This window comes from Streptomyces sp. NPDC052016 (genome assembly GCF_044548445.1).
Classification (GTDB): Bacteria; Actinomycetota; Actinomycetes; order Streptomycetales; family Streptomycetaceae; genus Streptomyces.
Window position 1 is genome coordinate 228,653 of sequence record NZ_JBIUBX010000008.1, and the last position, 18,755, is coordinate 247,407.

The 18,755-nt window shown below is 71.6% G+C and carries 16 protein-coding genes; 5 read left to right on the forward strand and 11 right to left on the reverse strand.

The genetic code is table 11. The features are described from left to right. Positions 1-21: 21 nt before the first annotated feature. From ACIHAR_RS12905 to ACIHAR_RS12920, 4 genes are all read right to left on the reverse strand, one after another. Positions 22-948 (reverse strand): carbohydrate ABC transporter permease, encoded by a 927-nt coding sequence (locus ACIHAR_RS12905; RefSeq protein ID WP_365466854.1) that lies wholly within the window; start codon positions 946-948, stop codon positions 22-24. Further along, the gene (locus ACIHAR_RS12910) at positions 945-2,006 is read right to left on the reverse strand and encodes an ABC transporter permease (protein ID WP_400019112.1); all 1,062 of its coding nucleotides are present in this window, start codon (positions 2,004-2,006) and stop codon (positions 945-947) included. Before ACIHAR_RS12910 ends, ACIHAR_RS12905 begins: the two co-directional genes overlap by 4 nt. Next, positions 2,006-3,685, reverse strand: a complete 1,680-nt coding sequence (locus tag ACIHAR_RS12915) for an extracellular solute-binding protein (protein ID WP_400019114.1) — start codon at positions 3,683-3,685, stop codon at positions 2,006-2,008. The genes ACIHAR_RS12910 and ACIHAR_RS12915 overlap by 1 nt, the downstream gene beginning before the upstream one ends. A 655-nt stretch (positions 3,686-4,340) precedes the next feature. Next, positions 4,341-4,520, reverse strand: a complete 180-nt coding sequence (locus tag ACIHAR_RS12920) for a hypothetical protein (protein ID WP_400019116.1) — start codon at positions 4,518-4,520, stop codon at positions 4,341-4,343. A gap of 575 nt (positions 4,521-5,095) precedes the next feature. On the opposite strand from ACIHAR_RS12920, the gene ACIHAR_RS12925 reads away from it, so the two are divergent. Beyond that, positions 5,096-6,481 (forward strand): MFS transporter, encoded by a 1,386-nt coding sequence (locus ACIHAR_RS12925; RefSeq protein WP_400019118.1) that lies wholly within the window; start codon positions 5,096-5,098, stop codon positions 6,479-6,481. Positions 6,482-6,530: 49 nt separating this feature from the next. Here the strand turns inward: ACIHAR_RS12925 and ACIHAR_RS12930 are convergent, their stop codons facing one another. The 4 genes from ACIHAR_RS12930 to lnt form a co-directional block, all read right to left on the reverse strand. Further along, positions 6,531-8,504 carry a GAF domain-containing protein gene (locus ACIHAR_RS12930; RefSeq protein ID WP_365466842.1) on the reverse strand — a complete coding sequence of 658 codons (1,974 nt, stop codon included), beginning with the start codon at positions 8,502-8,504 and terminating at the stop codon, positions 6,531-6,533. Positions 8,505-8,580: 76 nt separating this feature from the next. Beyond that, a complete protein-coding gene (locus ACIHAR_RS12935; protein WP_365466840.1) occupies positions 8,581-9,381 on the reverse strand; it encodes a 3-hydroxybutyrate dehydrogenase in 801 nt (266 codons plus the stop codon). Positions 9,382-9,435: 54 nt separating this feature from the next. Continuing rightward, on the reverse strand, positions 9,436-9,915 hold the full coding sequence (locus ACIHAR_RS12940) for an NUDIX domain-containing protein (RefSeq protein WP_365466838.1): 480 nt from the start codon (positions 9,913-9,915) through the stop codon (positions 9,436-9,438). A gap of 173 nt (positions 9,916-10,088) precedes the next feature. Beyond that, positions 10,089-11,687 (reverse strand): apolipoprotein N-acyltransferase, encoded by a 1,599-nt coding sequence (lnt, locus tag ACIHAR_RS12945; protein WP_400019121.1) that lies wholly within the window; start codon positions 11,685-11,687, stop codon positions 10,089-10,091. Between the two features lie 208 nt (positions 11,688-11,895). Here lnt and ACIHAR_RS12950 point away from each other — a divergent pair, with 208 nt between their 5' ends. Further along, a complete protein-coding gene (locus ACIHAR_RS12950) occupies positions 11,896-12,981 on the forward strand; it encodes an O-antigen ligase family protein (RefSeq protein ID WP_400019124.1) in 1,086 nt (361 codons plus the stop codon). Positions 12,982-12,983: 2 nt separating this feature from the next. Here ACIHAR_RS12950 and ACIHAR_RS12955 read toward each other — a convergent pair whose 3' ends face one another. Continuing rightward, complete coding sequence (locus tag ACIHAR_RS12955) at positions 12,984-13,532, reverse strand: hypothetical protein (RefSeq protein WP_365466832.1); 549 nt, start codon at positions 13,530-13,532, stop codon at positions 12,984-12,986. Positions 13,533-13,637: 105 nt separating this feature from the next. Beyond that, positions 13,638-14,423, reverse strand: coding sequence for an aspartate/glutamate racemase family protein (locus tag ACIHAR_RS12960; protein ID WP_365466830.1), 786 nt, complete (start codon positions 14,421-14,423; stop codon positions 13,638-13,640). 39 nt (positions 14,424-14,462) lie between these two features. Between ACIHAR_RS12960 and ACIHAR_RS12965 the strand changes: the two genes are divergently transcribed. Continuing rightward, positions 14,463-15,656 carry a glycosyltransferase gene (locus ACIHAR_RS12965; protein WP_400019162.1) on the forward strand — a complete coding sequence of 398 codons (1,194 nt, stop codon included), beginning with the start codon at positions 14,463-14,465 and terminating at the stop codon, positions 15,654-15,656. A gap of 17 nt (positions 15,657-15,673) precedes the next feature. Here ACIHAR_RS12965 and ACIHAR_RS12970 read toward each other — a convergent pair whose 3' ends face one another. Then, positions 15,674-16,951, reverse strand: coding sequence for a TerD family protein (locus ACIHAR_RS12970; protein WP_400019164.1), 1,278 nt, complete (start codon positions 16,949-16,951; stop codon positions 15,674-15,676). Positions 16,952-17,264: 313 nt separating this feature from the next. Here ACIHAR_RS12970 and ACIHAR_RS12975 point away from each other — a divergent pair, with 313 nt between their 5' ends. After that, a complete protein-coding gene (locus ACIHAR_RS12975) occupies positions 17,265-17,693 on the forward strand; it encodes a DUF6643 family protein (protein WP_400019127.1) in 429 nt (142 codons plus the stop codon). A gap of 41 nt (positions 17,694-17,734) precedes the next feature. Then, positions 17,735-18,559 (forward strand): MOSC domain-containing protein, encoded by an 825-nt coding sequence (locus ACIHAR_RS12980; RefSeq protein ID WP_400019128.1) that lies wholly within the window; start codon positions 17,735-17,737, stop codon positions 18,557-18,559. The last annotated feature ends 196 nt before the right edge of the window (positions 18,560-18,755 follow it).

Consider the following 18,755-nt stretch of genomic DNA (forward strand, 5'->3'; position numbering starts at 1 on the left):
GCACAGGGCGGGTCGAGGGCGTCAGCCCTTGATGGCCCCCGTGAGCATGCCCTTCTTGAAATGGCGCTGGACGAACGGGGAAGCGACCGCGACGGGGATCAGTGCGAGGACCATGACGGCCATCTGCAGCCCCAGCGCGGAGAGTTCGCCGGTGCGGACCGCCTGCTGGAGGCCCGTCGGGGCCTCGGTGTTCTTCTGGACCAGCTGGATGAGCACGTTCTGCAGCGGCATCATCTGCTGGTCGGTGAGGTAGATGGAGGCGTTGAACCAGGCGCTCCAGTAGCCGACTGCGTAGAACAGCGAGATGACGGCCAGCACGGCACGCGACAGCGGCAGGATGATGGTCAGCAGGATGCGCAGGTCACCGGCCCCGTCGATGCGGGCGGACTCCGTGAGTTCGGGGGAGATCCCCATGAAGAAGGCCCGCAGGACGAGGATGTTGAAGACGCTGACCGCGCTCGGCAGGATCAGGGACAGGTAGGTGTCGGTGAGACCCAGCGACTGCACCAGAAGGTACGTCGGGATGAGACCGGCCCCGAAGAACATGGTCGCCATCATGACCATCAGGAAGAACCGGTGGCCCAGACTGCCGGGCCGGGACAGGCCGTAGGCCGCGAGCACCGACACCGTCATAGAGAACAACGTGCCGACGAGCGTCACGCCGACCGAGACCATGATCGCCCGGCTGACCTGGCCGCCGCTGAGCAGTTCCGTGTAGTTGACGAAGGTGATGCCCTGGGGAATCACGACGAGGCCGCCGACCCGGTCGATCACGGGCTTGGGAGAGAGGCTGGTGACGATCACGATCCACAGCGGACCGAGCACCCCCAGGCAGCAGAGCGCCAGGAACGCGCCCTTGGCGGTGAGTCCGACCTTGCTGGGCGGCTCCTCCCACACGGGGCGGGCGGGAGCCTTCAGGCTGCGGATGAGCTGCGTGTTGAGGCTCACTTCTTGTACACCCCCTGCTCGCCGAGCAGGTGCGCGACCTTGTTCGCGCCCAGGACGAGACACACTCCGATGACTCCCTTGACGAGGCCGACCGCGGCCGCGTAGCTGAAGTCGCCGTTCTGGATGCCTATGTTCCACACGTAGGTGTCGAGGACCTCGCTGGCCCCCGCGCCGACCGCGTACCGCTGGAGCAGGAACTGCTCGAATCCCACACTCAGCGCGTCACCCACCCGCAGCACCAGCAGCAGCGCGATCACCGGGCGCAGAGCGGGAAGCGTGACGTGCCACATACGGCGCCAGCGCCCCGCGCCGTCCATGGCGGCGGCCTCGTACAGGTCGGTGCTGACGGCGGACAGGGCGGCGAGGAAGACGATGATCCCCCAGCCGGCGTCCTTCCACACGGCCTGCGCGATGACCAGATACTTGAAGAGACCTGCGTCGGTCATCAGGTCGAAGCCGCTCCACCCGTGCTTCTCCAGGGTCTGCGCGATGATGCCCGCGCCGCCGAGGATCTGCTGGAACACGGTGACCACGAGGACCCACGAGAAGAAGTGCGGCAGATACATGATCGCCTGCGCCACGGCCCGCACCCGGGGCCGGATCACGCTGTTGATGACCAGCGCGAGGGCGATGGGGACCGGGAAGAACAGCACCAGCTGGAGCAGGAACAGCACGATGGTGTTCTCGGTGGCGCTCCAGAACAGCGGGTCGTCGAGCATCCGCGAGAACTGCTCCACGCCGACCCAGGGGCTGTGGAAGATCGCCGTGATGCCGTTGCTGGAGACGTACGGGTCGTAGTCCTGGAAGGCGACGACGTTGCCGAGCAGCGGGACGTAGTTGAAGAGCAGGAGCAGGAAGGTGACGGGCAGCGTCATCAGGATGAGCGTGCGGTCGCGGCGCAGCCGGATCCGGAAGGGAACCTTGCCCGCCCTGCCGGCCTTGCCCGCCTTGCGCGGCATCCGGTCCTTCACGGTCGCCGCGGCTACCGCGGCCGTCGGTTCCTCGACGGCCGCGGGGGGACGGGCCCCGTCCGGCCTGCTCCCGGCCGTGAGGGACATCAGTTGCCACTGCCGTTCTTGTCGAGGAGCTGCTTGTACCAGTCGCGCAGCTTGTCGCCGCCGGAGGACTTCCAGGTGGAGATGGCCTGCTGCACGTCGGACAGCTTCTTGTTGCCGCGCACGAAGTCGATCTCCAGCTGCTCGAACTGGCTGGAGAGGGTGGCGTAGCGGCTCGGCTCGACGATGTTCATGCCGTAGGTGGACGTCTTCTTGAGGAGGGCACCCTGCCGCTGCTGCCACTCGACCTGCTTGCGGGCGATGTCGGGGAAGTCGGGGTGGGCGAGGTAGGGGGCCGGGGCCGCCAGCATCCCCCAGGCGTTGTTCACCTCCTGGATACCTCGATCGTTCTTGACCGGGACGCCGCTGTTGACCGTGTAGTGGGTGCCCTCGACGCCGTATTCGACGAACATCCGCTCCTTGGTGCCGTAGGGCGCTGCCGCGAAGTTGGCGGCGGCCAGCGCGTTCTCGATCGTCTCCTTCGAGGCGCCCTTGCGGATCATCGACCAGGTGCCGGCGGGCTGGCCGGCGTACAGCGTCGGTTTGCCGCCGTCGGCGCCGAAGTAGTCCATGCCCTCGATCCGGAACTCCGGGTTGGACTGGGCCTGTTCGGCGGTCTTGCCGTACCAGGCGGACATGTCGCCGTTGAAGACCAGGATCTGCCCGGCGGTGAACCGCTGGGTTTGGTCGCCCGTGTTTGCCTTGTCGTCGGGATGGACCACACCCGCGGCGAACAGCTTGCGGACCCACTCCAGGGATTCGAGGTACTCAGGATGCTCGATGCGGTACGTCACCTTGCCGTCGTCCTCGATGTTCCAGCCGAGCGACCCGGCAGGCCGGACACTGAAGAAGCCTGCCGACGACCACCTCATGTCACCACAGGCCCATACCTTGGCCTTGGCGCTGGTGGCCTCCTTGGCCCAGCTGAGGAACTCGTCGGCCGACTTGGGGACGGCGTAGCCCTCCTTGTCGAAGATGTCCTTGCGGTAGTAGGGCACGATGCCGGGCGCGGCGGCGCCGGGTATCGGGATGCCGCGCAGGGCGCCGCCGAAGATGCTCATGCGCCAGGAGTCGGAGGGGATCGCGGCCAGGTTCGGGTACTTCTTGACCTTGTCGCCCGCCAGATAGGGGCCGAGGTCCATGAACTTCGCGGTGACCGCGTTCGCGATCTTGCCGACCAGTTCCCAGCTCGGCACGACCACCATGTCGGGTATGGAGCTGGAGGCGAGGACGGCACCGAGCTTCTCACCGTAGGTGTAGCCGTCCTGGTTCTGCCAGGTGATCTTGGTGCCCGCCGCCGCGTCGAGTGCCTTGTAGTACGGGCAGTCGGGCTTCGGCGGGGTGCCCCAGAGCGGGGACATGATCTTGAGGGGAGCGCCGGTGCCGAGCTTGTCCGGGACCGAGGTGGCGAGGGCCGCGAGGTCGACCTTGCCGGTGTAACCGGCCGCCGAGCCGTTCTTCGACGGAACGTCCGGCCTGGCGAACGTGCTGGCGACGTGCGTCGGAAGCAGCTTGTCCGCGTCCTTGCCCGAGGTGGTGCCCTCCCGCGACCCGCTGTCCGACCCGCCACAGCCGGTGAGCAGCGGCATCCCACCGGCCACTGCTGCGGTGGCGACCGCCGTGGAGGCGAGGAAGCTTCTCCGGCTGGGTCCTGAGGAGGTGGAGGTGGCGTTCGGCGTCATTGCGTCAACCCTTCATGGCGCAGCTCGACACCCGGCGGTGGCCGTCGGCTGCGGTGTCGTAACTGGAACTGGCTGAGCTGAAAGCAGACATCCCGTCACTGCGGCGAGATAAGCAGTCGAAGCGCTTCGATGTGCTGTGAGGTTAAGTGAACACCCATGGGCGCACAAGGGTCGCTTCCAAGATTCCTCATGGGTACCTGGCGGAGCTCTCCTCGTGCCCTGCTTGATGCGACGGTGTTTATCTCTTCGGGCTCTGACGTGTATCGAAGCGCTTCGAAAGAACTCACCACTCCATCTCAAGGAGTCCCATGTGTCCGCACACAAGCCGCACGCCACCACGCCGTGTCGATGTGCCTGTGCCTGTGCCCACAGATCACTTGGGCGATATGCGGCGGCAGGCCGTTCCCCCGCAGGATCTTCGTCACCGACGCCATCATCGGGATACAAAGCGGTCTACCCCGCCGAGACGATCGAGGCCCACCGGGCGTTCATCACCCGCCGACGAGCCGCTCGCCCCAGCGAGGAGTACCGAACCCCGACAGAAGAGGAATGGGACGCTTTCCTCGCCCACTTCGAGAAACGAAAGGTGTCCAGCGGCACCTGCGCACGCGCCTTCGGAACCCCGTGCGTCCATGAGCACGCTTGTGTCAGATGCTCACTCCTTCGACCGGATCCGGCCCAACGGGCACGGCTCCTCGACATCCGCGACAACCTCATCGCCCGCATCGCCGAGGCCAAGCGCGAAGGGTGGCTTGGCGAAGTCGAAGGACTCCAGGTCAGCCTCGCTGGAGCAGAGGAGAAACTCGCCCAGCTCGACCGCCGTCCCACCGTCCACCTCGGTATGCCCGACATCAGCCGTGTCGTCGAGCCGACCGTCGCGGGCTCGAGTCCGTCAGAGACAATGCCTGACACCGCGAGCCCAGTCGTCAATCATCGCCAGCCCGGGTTACGAAGACTCTGCTGGGCCGAACGCGTACCACGCGCAGGCGCAACGCCTTGTCTTTGCCCGCAGAGCCGAGCGGCAAAGCCGGGTCGACTCGTTCAGGTCGCCCACCACGCAACGGCCCTGAGCCGATCGGCCCCAAGATGTCCGAGTTCAACGGAGCGTAGTCAGCACCAAGTCAGCACGGGAGGGGTGAGCACGGGTGATGACGTGGGCCTTTTAGTCAGCACCAAACCAGCACGGGAGTCAGCACCGCACCGTCAAATCACCCCGAACTGCGCGTCCCGGACAGCACTCGTTTCGACCATCTTTGAGCCCCTGAACCGCCCTTCCGTGAGCCGGCATGGTGGACGCACGCATAGCCAATACTCGAACTATGTTGCCCCACCACATGTGCGCCTGACCTGCATCTTCCTACCGTGTGCCGACACGTACCCGTCCCCACCGCACACGAGGAAGTGGCGCACATGGCCTCCGGAACCACCGCTCCCCCACCACCCGCCAACCTCAAGCGCATCGTCGCCGCCAGCCTCATCGGCACCACCATCGAGTGGTACGACTTCTTCCTCTACGGCTCCGCCGCCGCGCTCGTCTTCAACGAGCTGTTCTTCCCGGACTCCGACCCGCTCGTCGGCACGCTGCTGTCCTTCCTGACGTACGCCGTCGGGTTCGCCGCGCGACCGCTCGGTGCGCTGGTCTTCGGACACTACGGAGACCGGCTGGGGCGGAAGAAGCTGCTGGTGCTCAGCCTGCTGCTGATGGGCGGGGCGACCTTCGCCATCGGGCTGCTGCCCACGCACGCGACCATCGGGACCGCCGCGCCGGTGCTGCTGACCGTGCTGCGACTGGTGCAGGGCTTCGCGCTCGGTGGCGAGTGGGGCGGGGCCGTGCTGCTGGTGTCCGAGCACGGGGACGCCGGGCGGCGCGGCTTCTGGGCCTCGTGGCCGCAGACCGGGGCGCCGGCGGGGCAACTGCTCGCGACCGGCGTGCTGTCCTTCCTCACCGCCGTGCTGTCGGACGCCGCCTTCGTCAGCTGGGGGTGGCGGATCCCGTTCCTGCTCTCCGGTGTACTGGTGATCGTCGGCATGTGGATTCGTCTCTCTGTCGATGAATCGCCCGTCTTCCAGCAGGCGCTGGCCCAGGCCGAGACCCGCAAGGCGACCCAGGCGGCCGCTGCCGAGAAGCTGCCGCTGGTGGCCGTGCTGCGCCACCACTGGCGTGACGTACTGGTGGCGATGGGCGCGCGCATGGCGGAGAACATCTCGTACTACGTCATCACCGCGTTCATCCTCGTGTACGCGACGACCTCGGCCGGCGTCTCCAAGCAGACCGCTCTCAACGCCGTGCTCATCGCCTCCGCCGTGCACTTCGCGGTCATCCCGGCCTGGGGTGCGCTGTCGGACCGGATCGGGCGGCGCCCCGTGTACCTGATGGGCGCCGTGGGCGTCGGACTGTGGATGTTCCCCTTCTTCGCGCTCGTCGACACGGGCGGCTTCGGCAGTCTCGTCCTCGCCGTGACCGTCGGCCTGGTGCTGCACGGGGCGATGTACGCGCCGCAGGCCGCCTTCTTCTCGGAGATGTTCGCGACCCGGATGCGGTACTCCGGCGCCTCCATCGGCGCCCAGTTCGCCTCCGTCGCGGCGGGCGCGCCGGCGCCGCTCATCGCCACCGCGCTGCTGGCCGACTACGACAGTTCCACCCCGATCGCGCTGTACGTGATCGCCGCGGCCCTGCTGACGGTCGTCGCCGTGGGCGTGGCCAAGGAGACCCGCCACCGCGACCTGAACGCGATCGAGCCCTCCGCCGACGCGGAGCAGGCGACGGCCCCTGCGGCGGACGCGCGCGCCGTCTGATCCGCACCCGCCCCGCCGGCCCCCCGTACGCGCCACTCGCGTACGGGGGTCAGTGCGGTATCGGGGACGCCAGGCGGTGGAGTCTCAGGGCGAGTTGGATCTCCAGCGCGCGGGCGGGGGTCTGCCAGTCGTCGCCCAGCAGGCGGCCGACGCGCTCCAGGCGCTGGGCCACCGTGTTGACGTGGACGTGGAGTTCGTCCTTGGTGCGGGCCGGGCTCATGCCGCAGGCGAAGTAGGCGTCGAGGGTGTGCACCAGGTCGGTGCCGCGCCGTTCGTCGTAGGCGACGACCTGGCCGATGGTGCGGTCGACGAAGCCGGCCACGTCCCGGTCGCCGGCCAGCAGCAGCCCGAGGAAGCCGAAGTCCTCGGCGGCGGCTCCGTCACCGGAGCGGCCCATCAGCCGCAGGGCGTCCAGGCAGCGGCGGCCCTCCTCGTAGGCGGCGACCACGACGTCCGGGCGGGAGGCGAGGTCGCGGACAGGTGCGGAGGCGCCGACGGTGACGGCCTCGTGGACGGCGGTGCCCAGGTGGCGGGCGGTCCGGCGGGCCACCTCCGTCGCGGTGTCGCCGGGCTCGAGCGGCAGCAGCAGGACGGTTCCGCCGTCTCGGGCGGCGGCGAGGCCGTGCCGGGTGGCGGCGAGGTGGGAGGCGGCGGACCACAGGCGGCGGCGGGCGGCCGCCTCCTGGTCGGCGTCGGCCGCGGCGGAGTCCAGGCGCGCGGCGAGGACGACATGGGTGGCGTCGAGGTCGGCGTTGAGCCGGGAGGCGCGCTCGCGCAGCAGGCGCGGGTCGCGGTCGCGGGCGTCGAGGAGGTCGTCCAGGAGCTCGCCGCGGACGCGCTGTTCGGCCTCCGCCGCGGAACGCCGGGCGAGCAGCAGCAGGGAGGTGACCATCGCGGCCCGTTCCAGGGTGCGCTGGTCGACCGGGTCGAGGCCGGGGTGGCCCCGCAGGACGAGGGCGCCGAGCAGTTCGCCGCCCGCGGCCACGGCGGCGATCCAGTCGTCCTGGTGCCGCACGGCGTGTCCCTCGGCACGGGACGCCTCCAGGGCGCCGGCCGGCGCGGCGACGGCCTCCCGGAACTCGACCGTGCCGTCGAGGACCTGGGAGACCGCGGCCGCCACGTCGTGCACCCCGCCTCCGCGCAGGACGAGTTCGGCGAGCCGGTCGTGGACGTCCGAGGCGCGTTCGATGACCCCGCTGCGGTCGCGGATGATCTCGTTGGCGTGTTCGAGGTCGGCCAGGGCCGAGCGGGTCTCGGTGAGCAGGTTGGCGGTGTCGATGGCGGCGGCGGCCAGCGCTGCGAAGGAACCGAGCAGGGCGATCTGCTCCCGCTCGAAGACGCGGGCGCGCCGGTCGGCGGCGAACAGAACCCCGATGACGTTGGCCCCCAGCGTCAGCGGTACGCCGAGGATGGCCACGAGGCCCTCGTCGCGCACGCCCGCGTCGATGGTCGCGGTGTGCCGGAAGCGTTCGTCGCGGAAGTAGTCGTCGGTGACGTACGGGCGGGCGGTCTGGGCGACCAGGCCGCCGAGGCCCTCCCCCATCCCGAGGCGCAACTGCTGGAAGCGGGCGGCGACCGAGCCCTCGGTGACCCGCATGTAGGTGTCGCCCCGGACCGGGTCGTTGAGGCTGAGGTAGGCGACGTCCGTGCCGAGCAGCGAGCGGGCCCGCTGGACGATCGCCTGCAGGACGGCGTCGACGTCGCGCAGTCCCGCCAGGTCGTGGGCGGTCTCGAAGAGCGCCGACAACTCGGCCTCCCGTCGGCGGCGGCCCTCCAGCTCGGCGCGCACGCGCAGCGCGAGCAGTTTGGCGTGTTCGAGTGCCGCGATCCGCTCGGCGGGCCGCCCCTCGGCGCGCGCGAGCAGTACCGGCCGCTCGTACGCCTCGGCGGCCGCGCCCCGGGCGAGCAACTCGAGGAACGGCGCCTCGGCGCGGTCGGGCGCGCCCGGGGCCGCCTCGGCGCCCGCGGGCGCCGAGGCATCGCTGACGGAGCGCTCGACCGGCTCCACGTGATCGCGGGACATGCTCACAGGATTCCTCATGACCGGGCGGGCCCGTCAGCCCTGTGGAAAACTCCGGATCCGCCGGGCGCCGGGTCGCTCAGTGCGCGGTCCAGCCGCCGTCCAGGACGAGCGAGGTGCCGGTCACGAAGGACGCCTGCGGGCCGCACAGATAGGCGACGGCCTCGGCGACCTCCTCCGGTTCGATCAGCCTCTTGACGGCGCTGTCCCGCAGGAGGACCTCGGCCAGCACGCGTTCCTCGGGCAGGTCGTGCGCCCGCGCCTGGTCGGCGAGCTGCTTCTCCACCAGGGGGGTGCGCACATAGGCGGGGTTCACACAGTTGGAGGTCACGCCGTGGGGGGCGCCTTCGAGGGCGGCGGTCTTGGACAGGCCCTCCAGCCCGTGTTTGGCGGCCACGTACGCCGACTTGTAGGCGGAGGCGCGCAGTCCGTGCACCGAGGAGATGTTGACGATGCGGCCCCAGCCCTGCCCGTACATGTGGGGCAGGGCGCCTCGGATGAGCCGGAACGGCGCCTCGAGCATCACGGTGAGCACCGTGTGGAAGACGTCGGGCGGAAACTCCTCGAGCGGGCGCACGAGTTGCAGCCCGGCGTTGTTGACGAGCACGTCGGTGCCCGCGGCGGCGAGTTCGGCGGCGTCCAGGTCGGTCAGGTCCAGGACGTGCGGCTCGACGGCGCCCGGCAGTCCGGCGGCGTTCTCGGCGAGCGTCTCCAGGCCGGGGGCGTCCCGGTCGACCGCCCGCACCTTCGCGCCGGCGGCCGCCAGCCGCAGCGCGCAGGCGCGGCCGATGCCGCCGGCGGCGCCGGTGACGAGTGCGGTGCGACCGCCGAGGTCGAGCGAGGGGGCGTGGGGACCAGGGACGGCGGGGGGCGTGGTCATGATGCGACCCTAGGCAGCATCCGACCGCCGCCCCATGTGGTCACACCCCACACTTCATTCCGAACTCGTGGTTTCGAACCACGTGGGTTCGTCGGAGAGGGCCTGCTTGATGCGGAAGAGCTGCCGTTCGTGCATGACGGGCAGCGCGTCCAAGGCGAACCAGCCCACCTCGAGGGACTCGTCGTCGTTGACCCGTGCCTCGCCGCCGACGGCCCGGCAGCGGAAGGTGATGTCCATGAACTGGCACCGGTCGCCGTTCGGGTACTCGACCTCCCTCCCGGAGCGCACCAGGACGACCCGCTCGGGCACACAGTGCACGCCGGCCTCCTCGTACACCTCCCGCACGGCACAGTCGGCGGGCTGCTCACCCGGATCCGGGATGGCCGTGATCACGGTCCACTGGTGGTTGTCCGAGCGCTGGCAGAGCAGCACCCTGCCCTCGTCGTCGAAGACGACGGCGCTGACGCCGGGGAGCCAGAGGAGGTGGTGGCCCGCGGAGGCCCGGATCTCGCGGATGAAGTCGGGAGTCGCCATTCCCCGACCCTAACCGCGCCGCCCCCTCGCCCGGAGGCGCGCCACGGGGCGCACGAAGCGTGCGAGGCGTAGGAGGCGTACGACCGGACGGACGCCGCCCTAGCTCGGCAGGCCCCCTCGTACGGCCGGGGGGGTGTCCGCGACGTCGCGTCGTCCGCCCGGAGGGCGGGGCCTCAGCCCCGCCGCCCGCGCATGCCCGCGCCGATCGCCCAGCCCACACCGCCGGCGGCGACGAGCAGCAGGGCGATCTCGGGGAGGATCCCGAGGCGTGTCGCGGGCGTCTGCGAGGAGCGCAGCGGCACCTCCTGGACCAGGGAGTCCGCGACGAACATGCCGGTCTTCTGGGTGATCGTCCCGTCCGGGAGGATGATCGCGCTGACGCCGCTGGTCACGGGCACGGTGACGGTCCGGCTGTGCTCGACGGCGCGTACGCGCGACATGGCGAGCTGCTGGTAGGTCATCTCGCTGCGGTCGAAGGTGGCGTTGTTGCTGGGCACGGAGATCATCTGGGCGCCGTGGGTGACGGTGTCGCGCACGGCCCAGTCGAAGGCGGCCTCGTAGCAGGTGGCGAGGCCGACCTCGGTGCCGTCGAGGTCGAAGACGCCGGGTTCGCTGCCCCGGCTGAAGTCCTGGTGGACCATCGAGGTCCAGGTCTCGTTGATGGCCCCGATGAACGAGCGCAGCGGGAGATACTCGCCGAACGGCTGGACCTGCCGCTTGTCGTAGGTCTGGGTCGGGCCCTTGGCGGGGTCCCACAGGATCTGCTCGTTGTAGAGCCTGCCGTCGCGCTCGACGACTCCGCCGACCGAGATGGGCGCGTCGACGGCCTTGGCGGCCTTCTCGATGACCGCGGCGGCGTCGGCGTTGGCGAAGGGGTCGATGTCGGAGGAGTTCTCGGGCCACAGCACGAAGTCGGGCCGGGGCACCTTGCCGGCCTTGATCTCGGCGGCCAGCCGCTCCGTCTCGCGCGCGTGGTAGTCGAGCACGGCGCGGCGCTGGGCGTTGAACTCCAGACCGAGGCGGGGGACGTTGCCCTGGATGACGGCGACCGTCGCGGTGCCGTCCTCGGCCTTGTCGCTCACCAGGGGGCGGGCGGCCACGGCCGCCAGGACCGGGGCGGCCAGGCTGAGCAGGGCCACGGCGGCGGCCGTGCGCCGGACCTCGCGGGTGCGCCGCCAGTCCAGGGCCACACGGACGACCTCGTAGAGGCCGAAACCGCACAGGACGACCGCGAAGCCGAGCACGGGCGTGCCGCCCACCGCGGCGAGCGGCAGGAAGACACCGTCCGCCTGCCCGAAGGCGATTTTGCCCCAGGGGAAGCCGCGGAAGGGCACACGCGCGCGTGCCGCCTCGCCGGCGATCCACAGCGCGGCCGCCCACACCGGCCAGGCCGGCAGCTTCGACACCGCCGCCACGCCGACGCCGACCAGGGCGACGAAGACCGCCTCGATGGCCACCAGGGCGAGCCAGGGGCCGGGGCCGACCTCGACGCCGGTCCACACCAGCAGGGGCAGCAGGAAGCCGAGGCCGAAGAGGTAACCGAGGCCGAAGGCCGCCTTCCAACCGCGGCCGCGGAGTACCCAGCCGAGGCCGGCGAAGGCCGGCAGGGCCAGCCACCACAGGGTGCGCGGGGGGAAGCTGACGTAGAGCAGGACTCCGGAGAGTGCCGCGGCGGCGGCCGGGACGAGGCGCAGGAGCCGGGCACCGCGCGAGGGCGCGGCCGAGGGCTCCATCTGGTCCTGCCGGCCCACGGTGGTTGCGGTGACGGTCACTCCGGGAGTGTACGGCGGGTGAGCTTTGGGCTGACAGCACGGTCCGGGGGCTGTCCTTGTCCGGCATCCCCGCGCATCCTGGTGCGACTCATCCACAAACCACCCATCAGCCGTTACGGTGTGCCAGAACTCCTGTCGCGCGGGGCGGCCGGGGCAGGTCACGGTCGGGGGCCACCGGATTCGGGGGGACGGGGTGGGGTCCACGGGGATGACGTCCGCAGCCGGTCAGGGCGCGGACGAGGGGAGACGAAACGTTTCGGACGCGGCCGGTGTGATGGTGCTCGGCGCCTGCGCCACCTGGTCCGTGATCACCGCGGCCGTGCACGGCGGGCGGCCCGAAGGCGTCCTGCTGGCGGTTCTGGCCGTCGCCGCCGGGTACGCGGCCGGGCGGGTCTCCGGGGTGCTCCTGCCCGTGGCCGCGCCCTGTGCGGCGGCCCTGGCCGGTCTCGCGCTTGCGGTGGCCCTGCCCCGGCTCTCCCCGGGGCCCGAGATCGCCGCTCCCTTGGGCCGTGCGGGTGCCACGGCCGCGGTGCTCACGCTGTCGGCCGGCGCCGCGTGCTGCGCCGCCGCGGCCACGCCCGTGCCCTCGCTGCGGCTCGCCCTGCGGGGTCTGGCCGGTGGTGTCGCGGTGACCGGGGCCGCGCTGGGCTCGACCACGGCGGCGGTCACCTGCTGTGGAGTGCTGCTGTGCTCCCTGGCCGCCGGTCGGGTACGCCGTCGAGGGCCGGGCCTCGCGCTGTTCACCCTGACGGCGGCCGCGGTGACGGGGCTGACCTGGGCGGTCGCCGGGAACGCGCTGCCCGGTGGACTCGCCGCCTCCCTGGAGGACCGGCTCACCCCCCACCGGGTCGGCCTGTGGCGCGACGCGCTGCGCCTGGCGCGCGAGGACCCCGGCGTCGGAGTGGGCCCGGGGCGCTTCGGGGGGCTCAGCGCGACGGCCGCGCGGTCGACGCTGTCCGACGGCAAGCCGCACTCCGCGCCGTTCCAGATGGCCGCGGAGCAGGGAGTCGTCGGTGTGCTGCTCCTCGCGGCGGTCTTCTGCTGGGTGCTGTTCGCCCTGTGGCGCGCCGCGCGGCCGACGCCGGTCGTGCTGACGGCGGGGGCCACGCTCACGGCCCTGGCCGCCGTCGCCGCGGTCGGCAACGCTCTGAGCTTCACCACGGTGTCGGTCGGCGCGGGCCTGCTGGCCGGCCTCGCCACGGCCCGTCCGCTCACGACCGTGCCGACGTCGGCCGAGGCGCCGGCGAGGTGGGAGAGGGATCCGCGCCCGCGCGGGGACCGACCGGCCGTCTGAGGTCAGTGCGCCGCGCCGGGCGTGCCCTGCCGCAGCCGGTCCCTGATGACCTGTACGGCGGACTCCGCGTCGTCCACGGTGATCGTGAGTGTGCGGCCGTCCCAGAAGCGCAGCACCACGCCCTCGCCCCGCCGTACGACGACGGCGGTGCCCATCTCCGGTCGCCATCGGTAGCCCCAGCCGCCCCAGTGGCGCGGGGTGACGTGCGGCTCGAAGTCGGCTCCGGCGACATGGGCCAGCGGGATACGGCGGCGCGGCAGGCCGATGTGCCCGCAGCGGATCTCGAGGCACTCCCTGTCGAGCTTGAGGTCGACGTGGACGAAGGCGAGGGTGCCGAAGAGGACCAGCAGACCGGCGGCGATGCAGCCGACGACGGACATGACCAGCGGCGCGACACCGGACGTCCACGCCGAGTCGACCGCCAGTTCGATGCCGAGCGCCATGCAGGCGGCGCCGATGAGCGCGAAAACCCACTGGAAGCGGTTGGTGGCGCGTCCGTGCCAGACGTCGGGATCGGGGGTGTTCTCGGCGCTGGGGCGGTGGTCCCTCATAGTGTCGAGATTACTCAGGTTTCGGTCCGCCGGTACCGGGTCGCACAGGGTGACTCCGCCGGCTGGACGACGGAGGAACTGCGGCGCCGTGTCGGCGACCGCCGGTCACTGGGCGGGGCTGACCGCCTGGAGGAGCCGGCCTTCCGCGTAGGCGAGCGCGGGTGCCGGAAGCTCGCCTTCCCGGCCGCTGAGCAGCACCGTCACGGTGCCGTCGGCCGACGCCTCGGGCTGCGGGCGGGCGCCGATGCGGCGCAGCGCCTGCGCGGCCACCGCGCCTGCCGAGCCGTGCAGAACGAGCGGGGGGCGGCCGGGGCGCTGGACGGCGGCGCGGATGCGTTCGGCGACGAGTTCGTAATGGGTGCAGCCCAGGACGACGGTCGTCACCTCGTCGGGGGTCAGCGCGGCGGCCGCGGCGACGGCGGCGTCGATCGCCGCCTCGTCCGCCCGTTCGACGGCCTCGGCCAGGCCCCAGCAGGGCACCTCGGCTACGGTGACGCCGTCGGCGAAGTCAGCGATGAGGTTCTGCTGGTAGGGGCTGCCGGTGGTGGCGGGCGTGGCCCAGATCGCGACGGGGCCGCCACCGGCCGCGGCCGGCTTGATCGCGGGGACGGTGCCGATCACCGGGATGTCCGGTTCGAGGCGGGCGCGCAGGGCGGGCAGGGCGTGCACGGTCGCCGTGTTGCAGCCGACGATCAGGGCGTCGGGACGGTGGGCGGCGGCGGCCTCGGCGACGGCCACCGCGCGCGCGGTGAGGTCCTCGGGGGTACGCGGCCCCCAGGGCATGCCGTCGGGGTCGAGGGACAGCACGAGATCGGCGTCGGGTCGCAGGCGCCGCACCGCGGCGGTGGCCGCCAGCAGCCCGATTCCGGAGTCCATGAGCGCGATCTTCACCCGGCAACCATAGACGATGTGACCTTGCCGCCCGGTCCGGTGGGGCAGACTGCGCGGGTGAGCGCCGTTGTGTGGACCGCCGCCGTATCCCTGGCCGCCTGGCTGTGGCTGCTGCTCTGTCAGGGCTTCTTCTGGCGCACGGACGTCCGGCTGCCGTCGCGCCGGGAGCCCGGGGAGTGGCCGTCGGTCTGTGTCGTCGTCCCCGCGCGCGACGAGGCGGCGGTGCTGCCGGCGAGTCTGCCGTCGCTGCTGGCCCAGGAGTATCCGGGTCGGGCGGAGATCTTCCTCGTCGACGACGGCAGCACCGACGGCACCGGGGAACTGGCCCGGGGGCTCGCGCGGCGGCACGGCGGACTGCCCCTGACCGTCGGCTCGCCGGGCGAACCGCCGACGGGCTGGACCGGGAAGCTCTGGGCGGTACGGCACGGCATCGGCCTGGCACGCGCGCGTGACCCCGAGTACCTCCTCCTGACGGACGCCGACATCGCGCACGCGCCCGACAGCCTCCGCGAACTGGTCGCGGCGGCCCTCTCCGGGGGCTTCGACGTCGTCTCCCAGATGGCGCGGCTGCGGGCGGAGAGCCTGTGGGAGCGACTGGTCGTGCCGGCCTTCGTCTATTTCTTCGCGCAGTTGTACCCCTTCCGCCGCATCGCCCGGCGCGGAGCGCGGACGGCGGCCGCGGCCGGCGGCTGTGTGCTGCTGCGTACGGCGGCTGCCGAGCGGGCCCGGATCCCGGACGCGATCCGCCAGGCGGTCATCGACGACGTGGCGCTCGCGCGGGCCGTGAAGGCGAGCGGCGGTCACGTCTGGCTGGGGCTGGCCGACCGCGTGGACAGCGTCCGGCCCTACCCACGGCTGCGCGACCTGTGGCGGATGGTCTCGCGCAGCGCCTACGCGCAACTGCGGCACAGTCCTTTCGTGCTGGCGGGCACGGTGCTGGGCCTGGCCCTGGTGTACCTGGTGCCGCCCCTCGCCCTCCTCGCCGGGCTCGCTCTGGGCGACACGGCCGTGGTGGTGCCCGGCGGCGCCGCGTGGCTGGTGATGACGGGGACGTACGTCCCGATGCTCCGTTACTACCGCCAGCCGCTGTGGCTCGCTCCGCTCCTGCCGTTCACCGCGTTCCTCTATCTGCTGATGACGGTGGATTCCGCGGTGCAGCACTACCGGGGGCGAGGTGCGGCCTGGAAGGGCCGCACCTACACGCGTCCGGACGCGGTGGCCGACGAGGGCTGATCACGCCCGGAGGCGGCCTACTTGCGGCCGGGCGTCCAGTTCATGCCCCAGCCGTAGGCGTGGTCGACGGTCCGCTGGGGGCTCACCCCGCGCTCGGGCACCAGGTAGCGGGCCTCTCGCTGGACGACGAGGTCGCCGCCGTGGTTGGTGATCAGCGCCAGCGCGCACACCGTCGAGGGAACGGTGCACTCGTCCAGGGAGAAGTCGATCGGGGCGCCGAACTGGGGCTGCAGCGTCACCGTGGCGTGCAGGTCGGCGAAGGAACGGGCGCCCTCGTAGATGGTCACGAAGACGAGGATGCGCCGGAAGTCGTTCCTGTGGTCCAGGTTGACGGTGAGGTTCTCACCGCGGGCCACGGCCCCGGTGCGGTCGTCCCCGTCGAGGTGGATGTACGGCGGCTGGTGCAGGGCGCCGAAGGCGTTGCCCAGGGACTGGACGACTCCCTTGCGGCCGTCGGCCAGTTCGAACAGCGCGCACAGGTCGAGGTCGAGGTCGTTGTGCAGCGCGATCGCTCGACCGCGCTTGCTGCCCCACCCCGAGAACTGCTTGCGCATCTCCCAGTTGAGGTTCACGCGCATCACGCCCGAGGTGCCGCCCTGTTTGGTCAGCGAGACCGTCGGCGCGGCCTTGGTGAGTGTCACCTTGCTCAGGCTGACCGGTGCGGTGGGCGGGGCCGGCGGCGGAGGCGGGGTGCGGTGGACCGGCGGGGGGACGGTGGCGGGCAGCGTCGGAGGGGGCGGCAGGGCCGGAGCGGTCACCTGGGGCGCCGTGTGCTGCGGCTCGTCGACGGTGATGCCGAAGTCCGTGGCGAGTCCCTCGAGGCCGCTGCCGTAGCCCTGGCCGACAGCACGGAACTTCCACGCGCCCTGGCGGCGGTAGAACTCGCCCAGCACGAACGCCGTCTCGACGGTCGCGCCGGTGCTGTCGAACCGGGCCACGACACCGTTCTGCGCGGCGTCCCGCACCTCGACGTAGAGGTCGGGCACCTGTCCGAACGCGCCGCCGTCGGCCGAGGCGGCCAGGACGACGGTCTCGATCGCGGGCTCCACGCGCGCGAGGTCGACGAGAAGGGTGTCGGTCACCCGGCCCCCCGCGTCCCGTTTGCCCTCGTGGCGGACCGCGCCCGAGGTGTGCGTCGGCTGGTTGTAGAAGACGAAGTCGGCGTCGGACCGGACCTTTCCGCCGACCAGCAGCAGCGCCGACGCGTCCGCGTCGGGCACGCCCGGCCCGGAACGCCAGCCGACCTCCACCCGCAGTGCCGCCGTCGGCACCGGAGCGTTGGATCCCTTCGGCATCGACATGTCCGCCCCCCATCCCGTGTTCCCGCGCCGGGGCGCGCGCCCCGGCACCCCTTCGGCTTGTTTACCCGGTCAACCTATTCGGCCGAAGAGCGAACGCCCATCCGCGGCGCGGAAACAGTCACCGGGCTCCGGAGGGCCAACCGCCGGTAACCCCGTCGGAACTCGGGCTTTACACGATCAGCGCTGCGATCGCTGCCCCTTTTTCCCAAGTTCGCTCGGATTGGGGATCCAGCGTCACCGCGGACACGGAAAACAACCCTCTTATCGGTCTCCCCAACCAGCACATCGTGGGCTTAACTTATGTGCCATGACCTCCCCCCGCTCCACCTATGGCGGCGGCTACTACTCCGCCTCCTTCCCGGACACCCCGATCTATGACTCGCTCGTGGCCGAGCGGGGCACCCCGCAGATCGCCCCGATCCGGGTCCCCGCCGCCTACGACACGGGCAGCAGCCTGCCCGCGCTGCCGTCGGCGCTGCCCGCCCTCCCGGCGGCCCCGTCCCAGCCCTCCTACGGCTATCCGCAGGCCCAGCAGCCCGCGCCGCTGCAGCAGGCCCCCGCGGCCTACATCCCGCCGCAGGCCACCGCGCCGCGCGGCTACCCCGGTCCGCAGGCGCAGCAGCCGCGCCCGGCGGCGCCCGGTATGGGTTACGAGGCCATGCGCCCCGCGGCTCCCCGGCCCGCCGCTCCTCAGTACCAGGATCCGTACAACCAGCAGCAGTACCGCGGCTACTGAGCCGACCCGGGGGCGTCCGCGCCACCTGGCAGGATGACCCCATGGGCAATGCGCAACTGCTGTCGATCCACGTTCATCCGGTCAAGGCGTTCCGGGGCCAGTCGCCCCGGGAGGCCGTCGTGGAGCCCTGGGGGCTGGCCGGAGACCGACGCTGGGCGCTGATCGACGACGGGGGAAAGGTCGTCACGCAACGTCAGCAGCCACGCCTCGCGCTGGCCGCCGCCGAGCTCCTGCCCGGCGGCGGCCTCCGTCTGTCCGCGCCCGGGCTGGAGCCGCTGACCGTGCCGGTACCGGAGCCGGTGGGCACGGTGTCGCTGGAGATCTTCCGCGACAAGGTCGAGGGGGTCCTCGCCGACGAGGCCGCGCACGCCTGGTGCAGTGCCCACCTCGGCGCCGACGTACGTCTGGTCCACATGGACGATCCCGCGACGCGCCGCCCCGTCGATCCCGAGTACGCGCTGCCCGGTGAGACGGTCACGTTCGCCGACGGCTATCCGCTGCTGGTCGCCACCAGCGCGTCCCTCGACGCCCTCAACTCTCTGATCGCGCGCGGCGAGCACGCCGCCGAGGGCCCGCTGCCGATGGACCGCTTCCGGCCCAACGTCGTCGTGGCGGGCACCGATCCGTGGGCCGAGGACGGCTGGTCGCGCCTGACCATCGGGGAGGTCGGCTTCCGTGTCGCGAAGACCTGCGGCCGGTGTGTGGTGACCACGACCGACCAGGCCACCGCGGGCCGCGGCAAGGAACCCCTGTACACGCTGGGCCGGCACCGGCGCCTCGGCGGCAAGCTCGTCTTCGGGCAGAACCTGGTGCCGCTCTCCCGCGGCACGATCCAAGTCGGTGATCCGGTCACGATCGTCGCCTAGTCCCGCCGGGCCGCCCCACCGACACCGACCTGGTTCCGGCCGAGTCCCGAGGCCCCTCCCGCTGTGGGAACCTCCGCTCGTCCCTTGCCCGTTCGCTCTTGTGAGGCGTGCGTGAGGGGTCCGGGCACAGGTGATTTCGCTCTCTCTTCGACCGGTCCCGCGCGTGAACGCCTCGACGGGGGGTTATCACGGAGCG